Source organism: Pseudomonas sp. LFS044, assembly GCF_047978245.1.
In the GTDB taxonomy this organism is placed as follows: domain Bacteria; phylum Pseudomonadota; class Gammaproteobacteria; order Pseudomonadales; family Pseudomonadaceae; genus Aquipseudomonas.
This window is the reverse complement of sequence record NZ_JBFPFX010000023.1, coordinates 68182-87028: the sequence shown is the minus strand read 5'-3', so window position 1 is coordinate 87028 and position 18847 is coordinate 68182. Positions and strand designations below refer to the sequence as shown.

Annotated in this window: 15 protein-coding genes; 10 read left to right on the top strand and 5 right to left on the bottom strand. The window is 63.3% G+C overall.

What is annotated here, in order from left to right; all coding sequences use genetic code 11:
- Positions 1 to 30: 30 nt before the first annotated feature.
- The 4 genes from ACNQPL_RS19170 to edd all read right to left on the bottom strand — a co-directional run bounded on the left by ACNQPL_RS19170 (position 31) and on the right by edd (position 5138).
- Positions 31 to 1485: an ATP-binding protein gene (locus ACNQPL_RS19170; protein WP_346611912.1), complete on the bottom strand. Its 1455-nt coding sequence runs from the start codon at positions 1483 to 1485 to the stop codon at positions 31 to 33.
- Complete coding sequence (gltR, locus tag ACNQPL_RS19165) at positions 1466 to 2191, bottom strand: two-component system response regulator GltR (protein WP_346611913.1); 726 nt, start codon at positions 2189 to 2191, stop codon at positions 1466 to 1468. Before gltR ends, ACNQPL_RS19170 begins: the two co-directional genes overlap by 20 nt.
- 164 nt (positions 2192 to 2355) lie before the next feature.
- Positions 2356 to 3315 carry a glucokinase gene (locus ACNQPL_RS19160; protein ID WP_346611914.1) on the bottom strand — a complete coding sequence of 320 codons (960 nt, stop codon included), beginning with the start codon at positions 3313 to 3315 and terminating at the stop codon, positions 2356 to 2358.
- Positions 3312 to 5138 carry a phosphogluconate dehydratase gene (gene edd / locus ACNQPL_RS19155; RefSeq protein WP_416467575.1) on the bottom strand — a complete coding sequence of 609 codons (1827 nt, stop codon included), beginning with the start codon at positions 5136 to 5138 and terminating at the stop codon, positions 3312 to 3314. The genes ACNQPL_RS19160 and edd overlap by 4 nt, the downstream gene beginning before the upstream one ends.
- A 264-nt stretch (positions 5139 to 5402) precedes the next feature.
- Here edd and gap point away from each other — a divergent pair, with 264 nt between their 5' ends.
- The 6 genes from gap to ACNQPL_RS19125 all read left to right on the top strand — a co-directional run bounded on the left by gap (position 5403) and on the right by ACNQPL_RS19125 (position 12121).
- Positions 5403 to 6404, top strand: a complete 1002-nt coding sequence (gene gap / locus ACNQPL_RS19150; protein ID WP_346611916.1) for a type I glyceraldehyde-3-phosphate dehydrogenase — start codon at positions 5403 to 5405, stop codon at positions 6402 to 6404.
- A 172-nt stretch (positions 6405 to 6576) separates the two neighbouring features.
- Complete coding sequence (locus ACNQPL_RS19145) at positions 6577 to 7089, top strand: RNA polymerase sigma factor (protein ID WP_346611917.1); 513 nt, start codon at positions 6577 to 6579, stop codon at positions 7087 to 7089.
- A gap of 90 nt (positions 7090 to 7179) precedes the next feature.
- Positions 7180 to 8142 carry a FecR family protein gene (locus ACNQPL_RS19140; RefSeq protein ID WP_416467574.1) on the top strand — a complete coding sequence of 321 codons (963 nt, stop codon included), beginning with the start codon at positions 7180 to 7182 and terminating at the stop codon, positions 8140 to 8142.
- Positions 8143 to 8268: 126 nt separating this feature from the next.
- Complete coding sequence (locus tag ACNQPL_RS19135; RefSeq protein ID WP_416467572.1) at positions 8269 to 10854, top strand: TonB-dependent receptor; 2586 nt, start codon at positions 8269 to 8271, stop codon at positions 10852 to 10854.
- A 206-nt stretch (positions 10855 to 11060) separates the two neighbouring features.
- Complete coding sequence (locus tag ACNQPL_RS19130) at positions 11061 to 11654, top strand: biliverdin-producing heme oxygenase (protein WP_416467571.1); 594 nt, start codon at positions 11061 to 11063, stop codon at positions 11652 to 11654.
- 53 nt (positions 11655 to 11707) lie between these two features.
- Positions 11708 to 12121: a YbaN family protein gene (locus ACNQPL_RS19125; protein ID WP_346611921.1), complete on the top strand. Its 414-nt coding sequence runs from the start codon at positions 11708 to 11710 to the stop codon at positions 12119 to 12121.
- On the opposite strand, the gene arcD (ACNQPL_RS19120) is transcribed toward ACNQPL_RS19125, so the two are convergent.
- Complete coding sequence (gene arcD / locus ACNQPL_RS19120) at positions 12101 to 13528, bottom strand: arginine-ornithine antiporter (RefSeq protein ID WP_416467570.1); 1428 nt, start codon at positions 13526 to 13528, stop codon at positions 12101 to 12103. The two genes, ACNQPL_RS19125 and arcD (ACNQPL_RS19120), sit on opposite strands and share 21 nt — an antisense overlap.
- Positions 13529 to 13954: 426 nt before the next feature.
- Between arcD (ACNQPL_RS19120) and arcD (ACNQPL_RS19115) the strand changes: the two genes are divergently transcribed.
- The 4 genes from arcD (ACNQPL_RS19115) (at position 13955) to arcC (ending at position 18821) form a co-directional block, all read left to right on the top strand.
- The gene (gene arcD / locus ACNQPL_RS19115) at positions 13955 to 15382 is read left to right on the top strand and encodes an arginine-ornithine antiporter (protein WP_346611923.1); all 1428 of its coding nucleotides are present in this window, start codon (positions 13955 to 13957) and stop codon (positions 15380 to 15382) included.
- Positions 15383 to 15415: 33 nt separating this feature from the next.
- Complete coding sequence (gene arcA, locus ACNQPL_RS19110; RefSeq protein WP_346611924.1) at positions 15416 to 16669, top strand: arginine deiminase; 1254 nt, start codon at positions 15416 to 15418, stop codon at positions 16667 to 16669.
- Positions 16670 to 16738: 69 nt separating this feature from the next.
- Complete coding sequence (locus tag ACNQPL_RS19105; protein ID WP_012270693.1) at positions 16739 to 17749, top strand: ornithine carbamoyltransferase; 1011 nt, start codon at positions 16739 to 16741, stop codon at positions 17747 to 17749.
- A gap of 142 nt (positions 17750 to 17891) precedes the next feature.
- A complete protein-coding gene (gene arcC / locus ACNQPL_RS19100) occupies positions 17892 to 18821 on the top strand; it encodes a carbamate kinase (RefSeq protein WP_346611925.1) in 930 nt (309 codons plus the stop codon).
- Positions 18822 to 18847: the final 26 nt, after the last annotated feature.

Sequence of the window (18847 nt, the reverse complement as noted above, 5' to 3'; positions counted from 1 at the left end):
GCCGGCTTGCCGGCGATGGGGCCAGTGGCCTCAATCAAAGCCGCGCGGCAGGTACAAGGTCACCCGCAACCCACCTTCGCGCAAGTTCAGCAAGCTCACCTCGCCGCCATGGCTATGGGCGATGTTGCGCGCGATCCCCAACCCCAACCCGTAGCCCTGCTGCTGCCCGGCCAGCCTGAAGTGCGGCTCGAACACCTGCTCCTGTTGCTGCTGCGGCACGCCGGGCCCTTGGTCATCTACCTGCAAGACGAAGCCGTCGGCGCTGTCGATGATGCGCAAGCGGGCCCGCTCGCCGTACTTGATGGCATTGTCGATCAGGTTGCCGATGCAGCGGCGCAACGCCAGCGGCTTGCCCGGGTACGGCGCCAAGGCTTGGCCTTCGACAGTGATGCGGCCGTCACGCACGTAGGGCTCGGCAAGGATTTCCAATACCTGGTTGAGGTCGACAGGTTCGATGTTTTCGTGGATGTCGGTGTCCTTCACGCACTGCAGGGCGCCCTTGACCAGCAGCTCCAGCTCATCCAGGTCCTGGCTGAACTTGGCCTGCATATGCTCGTCCTCCAGCAGCTCCACACGCAGGCGCAGGCGCGTGATCGGCGTGCGCAGATCGTGGGAAATGGCACTGAACAGCTGGCTGCGCTCGGTAAGGTAACGGCTGATGCGTTCACGCATGCTGTTGAACGCCCGCCCAACCTCGACCACCTCACTACCGCCACCCTCGGCCACCGGCGCCACGTCAGCACCCAGCGACAGCTCGCGGGCGGCCCGTGCCAGGCGCTTGAGCGGCCAGCTCTGCCAGTGCACCAGCAGGCCGATGAACAGCAACAGCAAGGCGGTGGTCAGCACGATGAAGCCGATCTGTTGGCGTGGCAGGCGCTCGGCTTCCAGGCTGGTGTAGGGTTCGGGCAGCAGCGAGGCGATGTACAGCCACTCGCCCTCGCCCAGGCGAATCTGGGTGACCAGCACCGGTGGCTTGAGTGGCTCCAGAGTCAGCGAATAATGCGCCCAGGAGCGTGGCAGCTCATCGAGCTTCAGGCCGCTGTTGAAGATGCGCAGGTCATCGGGCCCGACGAACTCCACCGATATTTCCATCTGCGCGCCCTGGCGCTCGTGCAGCACCTGCTGGAACACATCGATGACCGCCTGCTTGCGCGGGGTGATGGGCAGTACCGGCATGTCCAGCGGCTTGTCGTTGAGCGAAACGAAAAAGCGTGTGCCGCCCATGCTGCGCAACTGGTCCAGCACCATCGGCCGGTAGGCCACTGGCAACGAACGGAAGTAGCTGACGCTGGCGCTCATCGAATGCGCCAGGCTGCTGGCACTGGCGCGCAGCCCCTGCAACTGGCTGGCGCGCAGCTGGGCGACCCAGATCACACTCGAAAGGCCTTGGGCGAGCAACACCACCAGCAGCGTCAGCAGCAGCATGCGCCCCAGCAGGGAGCGCGGCAGCAAGCGCCAGCGCCGCTCAGGAAGCGCAGCAGACATGCGCGGCCAACAGGTAACCACTACCACGTACGGTGCGGATCAGCCGCGGCGGTTTGTCGGTGTCGCGCAGACGCTGGCGCAGGCGGCTGACCGCCATATCGACAATGCGGTCCAGCGGCATGGGCTCACGGCCACGGGTGGCGTTGCCGATGGTGTCGCGGTCGAGGATTTGCTGGGGGTGGTCGAGAAACAGCTTGAGCAGGGCAAAGTCGGCCCCTGAGAGGATCACTTCTTCGCCATCACGGTGAAACAGCCGGTGGCTGATCGTGTCCAGGCGCCAATCATCGAAGGCCAGCACGGCGCTGGCCGGCGCTGCGTGGCCGAACTCTGCGCGGCGCAGCAGGGCCTTGATCCGCGCTTGCAGCTCGCGCGGGCTGAAGGGTTTGCCCAAGTAGTCGTCGGCACCCAGTTCCAGGCCGATGACCCGGTCGGCCTCGTCGGAGCTGGCGGTCAGCATGATGATCGGCACCCGTGACTGGCGCGGGTGCTGGCGCACCCAGCGGCACAGGCTGAAGCCGTCTTCGTCGGGCAGCATCACATCCAGGATGACCAGATCGCAGGGGGTGTTTTCCAGCGCGCGACGAAAGCCTTGGCCATCGGCTTCGGCATGCACCTGGAAGCCGGCGCGGCTCAGGTAGGTTTGCAACAGCTCGCGGATTTCCTGATCGTCGTCGACCATCAAAATCGATTTACCGGCAGTGCTCAAGGTGTCCCGCCCTCTTGTTTGTCGCAGGTCTTCAGTGCCTGCTGCAAGGGCCGCTTCGCGCCCCAATCGCCGGCAAGCCAGCTCCCACAAAACCGTGCGCAATCACGATTCCTGTAGGAGCCGGCTTGCCGGCGATTGGGCCGCGTAGCGGCCCCATTCACAATTCAGTGATCCAACGCTTGCTGTAATGCCACCCCGGCGCCCAGCAGTCCAGAGAATTCCGCCGTCACCAGCCACACCGGCACGCCGGCAAAGTAGCCACTCATGCAACCCTTGTCGGCAAAACTCGCAGCAAAACCACTGCGCAGAAACAGCTCGGCGAAGCGCGGGATCACGCCGCCGACAATATAAACCCCACCACGCGCCCCCAGGGTCAGCACATTGTTACCAGCCACGCGGCCCAGGAAGCGGCAGAACTGCTCGACCACCGCCAACGCCTGGGGTTCGCCGCCCAGGGCCGCGTCGGTGATGTCTGCAGGGGTCTTGTGCCGCGGTACGGCGCCATCCAGCACGCAGATGGCCTGGTACAAGCGCACCAGGCCACCACCGCTGAGTACGGTTTCGGCACTTACATGGCCGATCTGGCTGTGGATCTGCTGGTGGATCGCCGCCTCACGGGCATTGCCGACCGGCAGGTCGACATGCCCACCCTCGCCCGGCAACGCCTGCCAATGCTGCTCGCCAAGGCGCAGCAGGCTGCCGACACCCAGGCCGGTGCCAGGCCCGATCACCAATGCGGGCCGCAATGGGTCGGCCTGGCCGGCGCAGACTTGACGGTACTCGCCCTGCTGCAGGCGGGTCATGCCCAGGGCCATGGCCGAGAAGTCGTTGATCAGCAGCAGCCGCTCGACCTGCAAAGTCTTGCAGAATGCGCTGCGGCTCAGCCGCCAATGGTTGTTGGTGAAGCGAAACTCATCGCCATCGACGGGCCCGGCGACCGCCAGGCACACCGCTGCCAAACCACCACGAGCAATGCCCTGATCGTCAAGGTAGGCCTCGATGGCCTGCTCGGGGCTTGTGTAGTCGGCAGTGGCGAAGACCTTCACCTGGTACAGCTGGTTGTCACGCCACAACGCAAAACGGGCATTGGTGCCACCGATGTCGCCAACCAGCAGGTCCTTCATTTGAGGTTCTCCAAAGCCGAGGTGAAGGCGCTCGCGCCCTGTTCGGCCGGGCTGAACGCCATGCGCATGAAGCCGAACAGCTCGCGCCCGCAGCCCAGGTCGTTACCCAGAGGCGCTGGCGGCAGGTCGCGGCTGGCCATTTCTTCGGCCGACACCATCACCTGCAGCGTGCCTTCGACACCATCGACGCGCACGATATCACCCTCGCGCACCCGCGCCAGCGGGCCGCCGTCAAATGCTTCGGGGCAGACATGAATGGCGGCAGGGATCTTGCCCGATGCGCCCGACATGCGCCCGTCGGTGACCAGCGCGACTTTGTAGCCGCGGTCCTGCAGCACACCGAGGAATGGCGTCAGCTTGTGCAGCTCGGGCATGCCGTTGCAACGCGGCCCCTGGAAGCGCACCACGGCCACGAAATCGCACTCCAGCTCGCCGGCCTTGAACGCATCGGCCAGCGACTGCTGGTCCTGGAACACCCGCGCCGGGGCTTGCACAACGCGGTGCTCGGGGGCGACTGCAGACACTTTCATCACCCCGCGGCCGAGGTTGCCTTCCATCACCCGCAGGCCGCCCTCGGCCGAGAATGGCCGCGCCACCGGGCGCAGGATGGTTTCGTCCAGGCTGTCTTGCGGGCCTTCGCGCCATACAAGTTTGCCGTTGTCGAGGAACGGTTCCTGGGTGTAACGGCGCAACCCGTGGCCAGCCACGGTGTTGACGTCTTCGTGCAGCAGGCCGGCGTCGAGCAGCTCACGGATGAGGAACGACATGCCACCGGCAGCCTGGAAGTGGTTGATGTCGGCTTTGCCGTTGGGGTACACGTGCGACAGGGTAGGCACCACCTCGGACAGGTCGGCCATGTCCTGCCAGGTCAGCTGGATACCCGCCGCCTGGGCAATCGCCGGAATGTGCAGGGTGTGGTTGGTCGAGCCGCCGGTGGCGTGCAGGGCGACGATGGAGTTGACCAGCGCCTTTTCGTCGACGATTTCGCCCAGCGGCATGAAGCTGCCACTGGCCTTGGTCATGCGCGTGACCTGCTGCGCAGCCTCGGCAGTGAGCGCGTCGCGCAGAGGCGTATACGGGTTGACGAACGAAGCGCCCGGCAGGTGCAGGCCCATCACCTCCATCACCAACTGGTTGGTGTTGGCGGTGCCGTAGAAGGTGCAGGTACCCGGGCTGTGATAGGAGTTCATCTCCGATTCCAGCAGCTCCTCGCGGCTGGCCTTGCCTTCGGCGTAGCGCTGGCGCACATCGGCCTTCTGCTTGTTGGAGATGCCAGAGACCATGGGGCCGCCTGGCACGAAAATGGTCGGCAGGTGGCCGAAGCGCAGCGCACCCATCATCAGGCCCGGGACGATCTTGTCGCAGATGCCCAACATCAACGCGGCGTCGAACATGTTGTGCGACAGCGCTACCGCGGTGGACATGGCGATGACTTCGCGGCTGGCGATGGCCAGCTCCATGCCCGGCTCGCCCTGGGTCACGCCATCGCACATGGCCGGCACGCCGCCGGCGAACTGGCCAACCGAGCCGACCTCGCGCAGGGCCTGCTTGATCTGATCGGGGAAGTGCACGTAGGGCTGGTGCGCCGAGAGCATGTCGTTGTAGGCCGAGACGATGGCCACGTTGGCGGCGTTCATCAGCCGCAGGCTCTGCTTGTCGTCGGCGCCACACCCGGCCACGCCGTGGGCAAAGTTGGCGCACTGCAGGCTGGCCCGCATGGGTCCGTCACTGGCCGCGCCGCGAATCAGCTGCAGGTAGCGTTCACGGGTGGCACGGCTGCGTTCAACCAGCCGTTGGGTGACCTCAAGGATGCGCGGGTGCATGTACGGGACTCCAGGCTAACGGTAAGGGCGGTTTACCGGGCATTTCCCCTCCAAACGATTGCGGCCTAGGCTCCAGTGTAAGGGGCCCTGCGCATCGAGGAGGCGGCTCACCCGACCACTCGTTGTATATTTAAACAAAATACTGCCAGTAAAAAGGCTTGTTTTCTATCGCTCAGTGAATAATCTTGTAATTCCAACAACAAAACCGTTTCAGTGAAGCTGCTTTGTGCCACAGGTTTCACTCGGACTGCCAGAGGTACTGCCATGACCCTACGCATCGCCATCAACGGATTCGGCCGCATCGGGCGCAATGTTCTGCGCGCACTGTATACCCAAGGCTACCGCCAGGACTTGCAGGTCGTCGCCATCAACGACCTGGGCGACAGCGCCATGAATGCCCACCTGCTCAAATACGACAGTGTGCACGGTACATTCGATGCATCGGTGGAGGCCGATCATGAAAGCCTGACGGTAAATGGCGACCGCATCGCGGTCAGCGCCATCCGCAACCCGGCCGAGCTGCCCTGGAAGGCCGAAGCGATCGATGTGGTGTTCGAGTGCACCGGGCTGTTTACCGACCGGGCCAAAGCCGCCGCACACCTGGCGGCGGGCGCCGGTAAGGTGATTGTCTCGGCCCCGGCGAAGGGCGCCGACGCCACGGTGGTGTACGGGGTCAACCACGACATCCTGCGCGCCTCCCACCAGGTCATTTCGAATGCGTCCTGCACCACCAACTGCCTGGCGCCGATCGCCCAGGTGCTGCACCGTGAGTTCGGCATCGAACAGGGCTTGATGACCACCATTCATGCTTACACCAACGACCAGGTGCTGACTGACGTTTACCACAGCGACCCTTACCGTGCGCGCTCGGCCACCCAGTCGATGATCCCGAGCAAGACCGGCGCCGCCGAAGCCGTGGGCCTGGTGCTGCCGGAGCTGGCCGGCAAACTGACCGGCATGGCCGTGCGGGTGCCGGTGATCAACGTTTCGCTGGTCGACCTCACCCTCAACCTCAAGCGCGAAGCCACGGCCGAGCAGGTCAACCAGCTGTTCCTCGAGGCCAGCCGGCATTCCAAGGTGCTGGGCTACAACACCCTGCCGCTGGTGTCCTGCGACTTCAACCACAACCCGTTGTCGTCGATCTTCGATGCCAACCACACCCGTGCCAACGGCAAGATGCTCAAGGTGATGGCCTGGTATGACAACGAGTGGGGGTTCTCCAACCGTATGCTGGATAACTGCCTGGCGCTGTGCAGCGCGCGCTGAGGGGGCGCCTGGCGGGGGATCTTCAGCGCTCTTGAGATCGAGCGCTGAAGATGCCAAGACATGCCACCACAGCCCACACTCACAATCTTTACCTTTCCCTAACACTTCCGCGCTTGACCAACAGGCAAGATGATAAGCATTATCATTAACCTTTCGTCGGCCAGGTCCCCCCGTGAGTCAGTCCCGGTTCAACTCCGTCTTCCTCGTCCAGCGCCTTTCCCTGCTGCGCACCCTGCAGCGTATGGTCGGCAACCCCAGCACCGCCGAGGACCTGCTGCAGGAAACCTACCTGCGGGTGTCCCGTGCCCTGGGCGAGCGGCCTATCGAGCACCTCGAACCGTTCGTGTTCCAGACCGCCCGCAACCTGGCCCTGGACCACCTGCGCACGCGTCGGGTGCAATCGCGCATGCTGGTCGACGATGTTCCCGACGAAATCCTGCACAACGTCGCCGCCCCCCTGAGCAGCAGCGAAGATGCCGCACATGCCGAACAACTGCTCAAGCACCTCAGCGTCAGCCTCAACCAGCTGACCGAGCGCCAGCAACGCATCTTCATCCTCAGCCGCCTGCACGGCGCCAGCTACCTGGAAATCGCCGAACAACTGGATGTCTCGGCCAGCACCGTGCAGAAGGAACTGAAATTGATCATGGCCATCTGCATAGGTGTGGCCGATCGCCTCAAGTGAGACGACCGCCGGCCGGCAGAGTGAGGCGAAGCGCTTGCCACGCCCCGCCTTAGCCGTGATCATTCGGGAAAATCATTTCAAGGATTCACCGTGACCGACAGCCCCGTCCCTCGCCCGCCGACCGCCGGGCCCGACGCCCGCGCCCGTGCGATGGACGAGGCGCTGGACTGGCTGGTACGCCTGCAATGCGCCACTGATGCCGACACCCTGGCCTTCGAGCAATGGCTTGGCGCCGCGCCGGAAAACGCCGCGGCCTACGTCGAAGCCGAAGCCCTGTGGAACGGCACGCCGCTGCGCCAGGCCGCCACGCAGATGCACCAAGGCCGGCGCCGCTCCGTGCGCGGGCGCCTGCGTGCACACTGGAAACCGTTAGCGACCGCTGCCGTGCTGCTGGTAGGGCTGTTCACCGTGGGCAACCTGCCGGTGCGCCTGCAGGCCGATCACCTGACCGTGGTGGGCGAACGTCAGCGCCTGCAACTCGATGACGGCGCCAAGGTGCTGCTCAACACCAACTCGGCCTTCGCCAGCGATCTGCGTGACGGCCGCCAGGTGGCGCGCCTGCTGCAGGGTGAGGCGTTTTTCCAGGTACCGGCGGGCGCCCAACTGCCATTGGAAGTACAGGCCGGGCCGCTGCGAGCCCAGGTGCGCGACACCGATTTTGCCGTGCGCTACCTCGATGGCGAGGCGCAGGTCCGCGTGCAGCGCGGTGACGTTGACCTGCAGGCGGCCAGCGACCAGCGCATCCGCCTCAGCGCTGGTGACAGCATCAGCGTCGGCCCGCAAGGCTTCGGCCAGCGCCAGCGCCCGGACATGCACAAGGACCTGGCCTGGGTCGACGGCCGCCTGGTGTTCGAAAACTGCCCGCTGAGCCAGGTGCTGGCCGAAGTGCGGCGCTATTACCCAGGCTGGATCATCAACCGCAACGCCAACCTCGACGACATGGCGGTGACCGGCAACTATCGCCTCGACCAGCCGCTGGAGACCTTGCGCGCGCTGGCTCACATCACTTCGGCGCAGCTGCACGAATACCCCGCCGTGGTCATTCTCAACTGACCTGCCAATTATTTTTACGCGATCGCGCTACCCCGCCCGTCTCGTTATAGCCAATGCAACTGATTCTTGTTTGAAAACAAGAACGGTCATCACCTATAACAGTTCGCGCGTCTGGGAGCGCTTTCGATGTCCACAGGTACAACTCGCCCGTCCACCCTTCCCCGCCGTACCGGCCAACTGTCCCTGCTGACCCTGGCCTTGCTCGCCAGCGGAGCCTGCAGCCTGCCTGCGCTGGCCGCAGAGCCAGCCCAGGCGAGCAGCCCGCGCATGGGCGACTACCGCTTCAGCATCGCCCAGCAGCCCTTGGTCGAGGCCATCAATGCCTTCAGCCAGGTGACCGGGTGGCAGGTAGGTTTCAGCGCCGAACTGGCAGAGGGCGTGGCTTCGCCAGGTGTGCAAGGTTCGTTGGCGCCAGAGGCTGCACTCAAGCGCCTGCTGCAAGGCACCGGCCTTGGCTATCGCAAGATAGGCAACGGCAATGTGGTGCTCGAACGCCAGTCGGCGGGCAACGCCATCGCCCTGCAGCAAATGACCGTCAGTGCTACCCGTAGCGCCCAGGACGTCAGCCAGGTGCCCAGCACCGTGAGCGTACAGACCCGCGAACAGCTGGACCGCCAGAACGTCAGCAACATCCAGGAACTGGTGCGTTACGAGCCGGGCGTTTCGGTCGGCGGCACCGGCCAGCGCAGTGGCCTGAATGGTTACAACATCCGCGGTATCGACGGTGAGCGCGTGCTGACCCAGATCGACGGTGTGTCGATCCCCGACAGCTTCTTCTATGGCCCCTACGCCCAGACCCAGCGCAATTATGTCGACCCGGAAATCGTCAAGCGCGTCGAGATCCTGCGCGGCCCCGCCTCGGTGCTGTATGGCAGCAACGCCATCGGCGGCGCGGTGAGCTACTTCACCCTCGACCCCGAAGACATCATCAAGCCTGGCAAGGATGTGGGTGCTCGGCTGAAGACCGGCTACAGCTCGGCCGATGACAGCTGGCTGACCTCCGCCACCGTGGCCGGCCGCCAGGGCGACTTCGACGGCTTGCTGCACGTGAGCCAGCGCAACGGCCACGAAACCGAGTCGTATGGAGGCCACGGCGGCACCGGCCTGTCGCGTACCGAAGCCAACCCGGAGGACGTGCGCACCACCAACGTGCTGGCCAAGCTTGGCTGGAACTACGCTGACGACGCGCGCCTGGGTTTCACTTACGAGCGCTACAAGGATGACCGCGACCAGGACATCCTCAGCGCCGTGGGCGGCCCGTTCGCCAATGGCGCTGGCATGGGCATGTACCGCAGCCGTACCGGCAACGACACCGTGACCCGCGAGCGCTTCGGCATCAACCACGAATTCGGCCTGGATTCGCGGGTGGCCGACCACATCAAGTGGAGCCTGAACTACCAGATCGCCAAGACCGACCAGCACACCGAGGAAGTCTACTTCCCGTTCAGCCGCACGGTCTTTCGTACCCGCGACACCACCTACAAGGACCGCCAGTGGGTCTTCGACGCCCAGCTGGACAAAGCCTTCAGCATCGGCGCCACCGACCACCTGCTGACCTACGGCACCACCCTCAAGCACGAGAAAGTCACCGGTTCGCGCAGCGGCACCGGCACCTGCCTGGCAGTCGGCGGCACCTGCCGCGCCATCGGCCAGGAGAGCGCCAGCGATGCACAGGCGCTGGTCAGCGACTTCCCGGACCCGACCGTCAACACCTACAGCCTGTTCGCCCAGGATGAAATCCGCTGGAACAACTGGACCTTCCTGCCAGGCGCACGTTACGACTACACGCGCATGGAGCCGAAGTTCACCGACGAGTTTCTGCGTGGCATCCAAGGCTCGGGCGCAGCGCCTGGCAGCCTGGACGACTCGGACAAGAAGTGGCACCGCGTGTCGCCCAAATTTGGCCTGACCTACGCGTTCAACGACAACTACACCTGGTATGGCCAGTACGCAGAGGGCTTCCGCACACCGACCGCCAAGTCGATGTACGGCCGCTTCGACAACCCGACGCTGGGTTACAGCGTACAAGGCAACCCGGGCCTTGAGCCCGAGAAGAGCAAGAGCTACGAAACCGGCCTGCGTGGCAACTTCGATGCCGGTAACTTCAGCGCTGCGGTGTTCTACAACAAGTACCGCGACTTCATCGACGAAGATGCCGTGCAGTCGGCCAACCTGGAAACCACCTTCCAGGCCAACAACATCAAGCACGCCACCATCAAGGGCGCCGAAGTCAAAGGCCGCCTCAACCTCGACCACTTCGGTGCGCCCGAAGGCCTGTACACCCAGGGTTCGATCGCTTACGCCAACGGCCGCAACGATGACAACGGCCAGCCGCTGAACAGCGTCAACCCGCTGACCGGCGTGTTCGGCCTGGGTTACGAGCAGCCGAACTACGGCGGCCTGCTGAGCTGGACCGTGGTCAAGCGCAAGACCCGCGTCGACGACACCACGTTCTTCGCCCCGGATGGCCAGAGCTCGCAGTTCCGCACCCCAGGCTACGGCGTGCTGGACCTGAGCGGCTTCTACAAGGTGACCGACGACGTCACGGTCAACGCTGGGCTGTACAACCTGACCGACAAGAAATACTGGCAGTGGGACTCGGTGCGCGGTTACGACGGCCAGGGTGAGGCAGGCGTAACCCAGCCAGCCAACCTGGACCGCCTGACCATGCCAGGGCGCAACTTCGCCATCAATGTGGTGTGGGATATCTGATTTGAGCTGATCGGTACTGGCCCCATCGCCGGCAAGCCGGCTCCCACAGGTACCCCGCTGCCCTCAGGTTCAGTGGAGCACCTGTGGGAGCCGGCTTGCCGGCGATGGGGCCAGTACATTCAACCTGGAGACCCAGCTTTTTTTACTGTCCCCACCCCGCTGTTTCGTCTTGTCACTAGACGCCCCCATTTTCCAAGGACACCCCCATGACCGACCGCCCAGCCCTGCGCTCGCAACGCCTCAACCAGGTCACCCACGCCCCGCACACCGAGCTCGACGCCCTGGTCAAATCCCACGCGCCGTTCGACAGCCGCGAAAGCTTCGCCCGTTTCGTCGTAGCGCAGTACCTGTTCCAGTCCGAACTGCAGGCCCTGTACACCGACCCGCAACTGATCGCCATCGTCCCCGACCTGGCCGAGCGTTGCCGCGCCGAGCAAGCTCGCCTGGACCTTGCCGACCTCGACACCGAAGTACCCGCAGCCGTCGCCGGCGCACCGCAGAATCTGAGCCTTGCCGAGGCACTGGGCTGGATCTTCGTCTCCGAAGGCTCCAAACTGGGCGCTGCGTTTCTGATCAAGCGTGCCGTTGCGCTGGAACTGTCCGACAGCTTTGGTGCTCGGCACCTGGGCGAGCCAGCCGGTGGCCGCGCCGAAGGCTGGAAGCAGTTCACCCGTATTCTTGATGGCCTGGAGCTGACGGCCGAGCAAGACGCTGCTGCCGAGCGTGGCGCTGTTGCGGCGTTCGAGCGCTTCACCGAACTGCTCAAGCATGCCTACGCTGCCGACAGCGCGCTGGCCTGATACGCGTTACCCGGCCACCCCTCCGGTGGCCGCACCGTTTTCGCAGTGAGACCATGACCCGACCTGCCCGCTCGAAACTGTCGCGCCTGCTGTATGGCACCCTGGCTTACGTAAGCCTGGGTATCGGCCTGGTCGCCATTGTCATCCCTGGCCTGCCGACCACCGAATTCATTCTGTTGGCCGCCTGGGCGGCGACACGCAGCTCACCGCGCCTGTCGGCGTGGCTGGAGAACCACCGGCTGTTCGGGCCAATCCTGTACAACTGGCGCAACGGCAAGCTGATCCAGCGCCGGGCCAAGGTCAGTGCGACCATCAGCATGCTGGTGTGTGCAGGCGTGATGCTGACCTTCCTCGACCACCGTTGGCCGGTGTTCCTGGCCATCGCCGGTATGGCCCTGGGCAACCTGTGGATCTGGTCGCGGCCAGAGCCCGCCTGCCCGCCTGCCTCACAAGCTCAGCAGCCCTGAATAAAGCCCGTAGGCCGCCAGTGCCGCCCCCGCCAGCACCGCTGCGAAAATCAGTTTTTCCCACGGGGTGAACAGCGCCTGGCCTTGCTCACGCTTGGCCCGGGCAAACAGGATCACCCCAGGGGCGTACAGTAACGCCGACAGCAACAGGTACTTGAGCCCACCGGCGTACAGCAGCCACACCGCATACAGCAGCGCCACCGCCGCAACCAGCAGGTCCTTGCGCCGCAGCGCCTGCTGCCCGCCATAGCCCTCTGCGCGCAGCGCCAACAGCACTGCATAAGCGGCCGACCACAGGTACGGCACCAGAATCATCGACGACGCCAGGTAGATCAGGCTGGTGTAGGTGCCCGCCGAAACCAGCGTAATCAGCAGGAAGCCCTGAATCATGCAGTTGGTCAGCCACAGGGCATTGGCCGGCACGTGGTTGGCGTTTTCCTTGGCCAGAAAGCGCGGCATGGTCTTGTCCCGCGCTGTGGCGAAGAGGATTTCGGCGCACAGCAACGCCCATGACAGCAATGCGCCGAGCAGCGAGATGGCCAGGCCGATGCTGATCAGCAAGGCCCCCCATGGGCCGACGATATGCTCGAGCACCGACGCCAGCGACGGGTTCTGCAACCCGGCCAGTTCCGGCTGGGTCATTACCCCAAGCGACAGCACATTGACCAGCACCAGCAGCGCCAGCACGCCGAGAAAGCCGATGACCGTGGCCTTGCCGACATCCGAGCGACGCTGTGCCCTGCCCGAGTAGACGCTGGCACCCTCGATGCCGATGAACACGAACACGGTGACCAGCATCATGTTGCGCACCTGGTCCAGCACATCGCCGAACTGCGGGTTGCTCAAGCCCCAGATATCACGGGTGAAGATGTCGGCACGGAAGGCAAAGGCGGCGATGACGATGAAGATCAGCAGCGGCACCACCTTGGCAACGGTGGTCACCTGGTTGATGAACGCCGCTTCCTTGATGCCACGCAGCACCAGAAAGTGCACGGCCCACAGCAGCAGCGAGGCACAGCCGATGGCGATCGGCGTATTGCCCTCGCCGAATACCGGAAAGTACAAGCCCAGGGTACTGAACAGCAGCACGAAATAGCCGACGTTGCCCAGCCAGGCACTGATCCAGTAGCCCCAGGCCGAAGAGAAGCCCATGTAGTCGCCAAAGCCGGCCTTGGCATAGGCATAGACCCCCGAGTCCAGCTCCGGCTTGCGGTTGGCCAGGGTTTGAAACACGAAGGCCAGCGCCAGCATGCCCACCGCGGTGATACCCCAGCCGATCAGCACGGCGCCGACATCGGCGCGTGCCGCCATGTTTTGTGGCAACGAAAAAATCCCGCCGCCAATCATCGAACCAACTACCAGTGCGATCAACGCGCCTAGGCGGAGCTTCTGTCCTGGTTCGCTCATGTAAATCCCCATCTTTTGTGTGTGTTGTCACACGCCTGAAACAGCTTTATCTGCATATAAACAAGGCTACTTATAAGCGACAAAGCCATTAAAGCTATAGCACTCATAACTCCTTTGTCTATACCTGCCTCCTGACAAAAACGCATGTCCTTCAGGCAACTTTTATCCCGCGTATCTGTTGAGAAATATTTGCGAAAACGGCAGAAGCGACTAGCTTCTAAAGCTCGCAGGCTGAAACAGAGCGTTTGCTCTAGATGTACATGGAGGTGCCAGCGCGCGTGGCCTGTAGCAAGGCTGTCGGCACTCTCCAGGAGTCATGTGAAGGAAATTTCCTACTTCACACGCCATGAACTGATCCAAGTCAGGTTATGGCTCGGGCGACGGATTTATTCTGTTGTCAACTTTCTCCTGGTACGGAGTTGTTAAATGTCTGATTCATCTGGAAAACTAAAACTTGGCGCACTAGTTGCCCTCGTCGTCGGTTCCATGATTGGCGGCGGCATCTTTTCGCTTCCTCAAAACATGGCGGCCAGCGCCGGCGTGGGTGCTGTACTGATTGGCTGGGCGATCACTGCCGTTGGCATGCTGACACTGGCGTTCGTGTTCCAAACCCTGGCCAACCGCAAACCTGACCTCGACGGGGGTGTCTACGCCTACGCCAAGGCCGGCTTCGGCGACTACATGGGCTTCTCTTCGGCCTGGGGCTACTGGATCAGTGCCTGGCTGGGCAACGTCGGTTACTTCGTGCTGCTGTTCAGCACCCTCGGCTACTTCTTCCCGATCTTCGGTGAAGGCAACACCCCGGCCGCCATCATCGGTGCGTCGATCCTGCTGTGGGCCGTGCACTTTCTGGTACTGCGTGGCATCAAGGAAGCGGCGTTCATCAACCTGGTCACCACCGTGGCCAAGGTCGTGCCGCTGGTACTGTTCGCGCTGATCTGCCTGTTCGCCTTCAGGCTCGACATCTTCACCGCCGACATCTGGGGCACCGGCACGCCGGAGCTTGGCAGCGTGATGAACCAGGTGCGCAACATGATGCTGGTCACTGTCTGGGTGTTCATCGGCATCGAGGGCGCGAGCATCTTCTCGTCCCGTGCGGAAAAACGCGCCGACGTCGGCAAGGCCACGGTCATCGGCTTCATCACCGTGCTGCTGTTCCTGGTGCTGGTCAACGTGCTGTCGCTGGGCGTGATGACTCAGCCGGAACTGGCCAAGCTGCAGAACCCGTCGATGGCGGCTGTGCTTGAGCACGTGGTTGGCCACTGGGGCGCGGTACTGATCAGCGTCGGCTTGATCATCTCGCTGCTGGGTGCCCTGCTGTCGTGGGTGCTGCTGTGCGCCGAGATCATGTTCGCGGCAGCCAAAGACCACACCATGCCGGAGTTCCTGCGCCGCGAAAACGCCAACCAGGTACCGGCCAATGCGCTGTGGCTGACCAACGCCATGGTGCAGATATTCCTGGTGATCACGCTGTTCTCGGCCAGCACCTACCTGTCGCTGATCTACCTCGCCACCTCGATGATCCTGGTGCCCTACCTGTGGTCGGCGGCCTACGGCTTCCTGATGGCACTGCGCGGCGAAACCTACGAAAACGCTGCCGGCGAGCGCAGCAAAGACCTGTTCATTGGCGCTGTCGCCCTCGTGTACGCCATCTGGCTGCTGTATGCCGGTGGCACCAAATACCTGCTGCTCTCGGCCCTGCTGTATGCCCCTGGCGTGATCCTGTTCGCCAAGGCCAAACATGAAATCGGCCAACCGATCTTTACCAACGTGGAAAAACTGATCTTCGCAGCCGTGGTCATCGGCGCCCTGGTGGCGGCCTATGGCCTGTACGACGGTTTCCTGACCCTGTGACCCACGTCTTTGCACCACATGGAGGATTGAACAATGTCCGCTGAAAAACAGAAGTACGGTGTCCATTCCGAAGCCGGCAAGCTGCGCAAAGTGATGGTCTGCTCGCCGGGCCTGGCGCACAAGCGCCTGACCCCAAGCAACTGCGACGAACTGCTGTTCGATGACGTGATCTGGGTAGATCAGGCCAAGCGTGACCATTTCGACTTCGTCACCAAGATGCGCGAGCGCGGCGTGGATGTGCTGGAGATGCACAACCTGCTGACCGACATCGTGCAGGACAAGGAAGCACTGAAGTGGATCCTCGACCGCAAGATCACCCCTGACACCGTTGGTGTCGGCCTCACCAACGAAGTGCGCAGCTGGCTTGAAGGTCTCGAACCTCGCCACCTGGCCGAGTTCCTCATCGGCGGCGTGGCCGGCCAGGACCTGCCGCAGAGCGAAGGCGCCGATGTGGTCAAGATGTACAACGACTACCTGGGCCACTCCAGCTTCATTCTGCCGCCACTGCCCAACACCCAGTTCACCCGTGACACCACGTGTTGGATCTACGGTGGTGTGACGCTGAACCCGATGTATTGGCCAGCACGACGCCAGGAAACCCTGCTCACCACCGCCATCTACAAGTTCCACAAGGAATTCACCAACGCCGACTTCGAGGTCTGGTACGGCGACCCGGACAAGGAGCACGGCAACGCCACCCTCGAAGGCGGTGACGTGATGCCGATCGGCAAAGGCATCGTGCTCATCGGCATGGGCGAGCGCACCTCGCGCCAGGCCATCGGCCAGCTGGCGCAAAACCTGTTCGCCAAAGGCGCAGTCAAGGAGGTCATCGTCGCCGGCCTGCCGAAATCTCGTGCGGCCATGCACCTGGACACCGTGTTCAGCTTCTGCGACCGCGATCTGGTTACCGTCTTCCCCGAAGTCGTCAACGAAATCGTGCCCTTCATCATCCGCCCGGACGAAAGCAAGCCGTACGGCATGGATGTACGCCGCGTGAACAAGTCGTTCATCGAGGTGGTGGGCGAGCAACTGGGCGTCAAGCTGCGTGTGGTCGAGACCGGCGGCAACAGCTTCGCCGCCGAGCGCGAGCAGTGGGATGACGGCAATAACGTGGTGGCGATGGAGCCCGGCGTGGTCATTGGCTACGACCGCAACACCTACACCAACACCCTGCTGCGCAAGGCCGGGATCGAGGTCATCACCATCAGCGCCGGCGAGCTTGGCCGGGGCCGTGGCGGCGGCCACTGCATGACCTGCCCGATCGTCCGCGACCCAATCGACTACTAACGACCATACGCCCGGCCGTGCCCACGAAGCGGCGGCCGGGCCCCTCACCGAATTCAAGGAGATACAGTCATGGCGTTCAACATCCATAACCGCAACCTGCTCAGCCTCGAACACCACACCACGCGTGAACTGCGCTACCTGCTGGACCTGTCCCGCGACCTCAAGCGCGCCAAGTACACTGGCACCGAGCAGCAGCACCTGAAGGGCAACAACATCGCCCTGATCTTCGAAAAAACCTCCACCCGCACCCGCTGCGCCTTCGAAGTCGCCGCCTATGACCAAGGCGCCAACGTCACCTACATCGACCCCAACTCCTCGCAGATCGGCCACAAGGAGAGCATGAAAGACACCGCCCGCGTGCTCGGGCGCATGTACGATGCCATCGAGTACCGTGGCTTCAAGCAGGAAATCGTCGAAGAGCTGGCCAAGTTTGCCGGCGTGCCGGTGTTCAACGGCCTGACCGACGAATACCATCCCACCCAGATGATCGCCGACGTGCTGACCATGCGCGAGCACAGCGACAAGCCGCTGCACGACATCAGCTACGCCTACCTGGGCGACGCCCGCAACAACATGGGCAATTCGCTGCTGCTGATCGGTGCCAAGCTTGGCATGGACGTGCGTATTGCCGCGCCCAAGGCGCTGTGGCCACATGACGACCTGGTCGAGCGCTGCAAGAAGTACGCTGAGGAAAGCGGCGCTCGTATCACCCTCACCGAAGACCCGAAAGCCGCGGTCAAGGGCGTGGACTTCGTACATACCGACGTCTGGGTGTCGATGGGTGAGCCGATCGAAGCCTGGGGCGAGCGTATCAAGCAGCTCAAGCCTTACCAGGTGAACGCCGAACTGATGAAGTCCACCGGCAACCCACGGACCAAGTTCATGCATTGTCTGCCGGCCTTCCACAACTCCGAGACCAAGGTCGGCAAGCAGATCGCCGAGCAATATCCGGACCTGGCCAATGGCATCGAAGTCACCGACGACGTGTTCGAATCGCCGGCATGCATCGCCTTCGAGCAGGCGGAAAACCGCATGCACACCATCAAGGCGATCCTGGTTTCGACCCTGGCCGATCTCTGACAAGCACCTCGGTAGTGTGGGAGCCGGCTTGCCGGCGATGCAGGCAACACGGTGCATGGCACCGGCTTCGCAGGTGATCGCCAGTTAGCCGGCTCCCACACAGAAACGAGGCGCTACCCCCATCTTCGCAAAGGACATTCCCATGCGTATCGTTGTTGCATTGGGCGGCAACGCCCTGCTGCGCCGCGGCGAGCCCATGACCGCTGACAATCAGCGCGCCAATATCCGCACCGCCACCGAGCAGATCGCCAAGATTCACCCGGGCAACGAACTGGTCATCGCCCACGGCAACGGCCCCCAGGTGGGCCTGCTGTCGCTGCAGGCGCTGTCCTATAAACCCGATGAAGCCTACCCGCTGGACGTGCTCGGTGCCGAAACCGAAGGCATGATCGGCTACATGATCGAACAGGAACTGGGCAACCTGCTGGCATTCGAAGTGCCGTTCGCCACCCTGCTCACCCAGGTTGAAGTCGACGCCAACGACCCGGCCTTCAAGGACCCGACCAAGTTCATCGGCCCGGTCTACAGCAAGGAAGAAGCCGAACGCCTGGCCAAGGAAAAGGGCTGGGTGGTCAAGGCCGACGGCGACAAGTACCGCCGCGTGGTGGCCAGCCCGAAGCCCAAGCGCATTTTCGAGATCCGCCCGATCAAGTGGCTGCTGGAAAAAAACAGCATCGTGATCTGCGCAGGCGGTGGCGGCATCCCCACCATGTACGATGAGAACCGCAAGCTCAAAGGCATCGAAGCGGTGATCGACAAGGACCTGTGCTCGGCACTGCTGGCCGAGCAATTGGAAGCCGACCTTCTGATAATCGCCACCGACGTCGATGCGGCGTACGTTGACTGGGGCAAGCCTACGCAAAAAGCCATTGCCCAGGCTCACCCCGACGAACTCGAGCGCTTAGGGTTTGCCGCCGGCTCCATGGGGCCGAAGGTGCAGGCTGCCAGTGACTTTGCTCGCGCCACTGGCAAGGTGGCGGTGATCAGCTCGCTGGAAAACATCGAGGATATCGTCAAGGGCACCGCCGGCACACGCGTTTCCACGGCCAAGCCAGGTCTGAGCTACCGTTGAATGCAGTAGGCGGGCGCTGGCTGCCC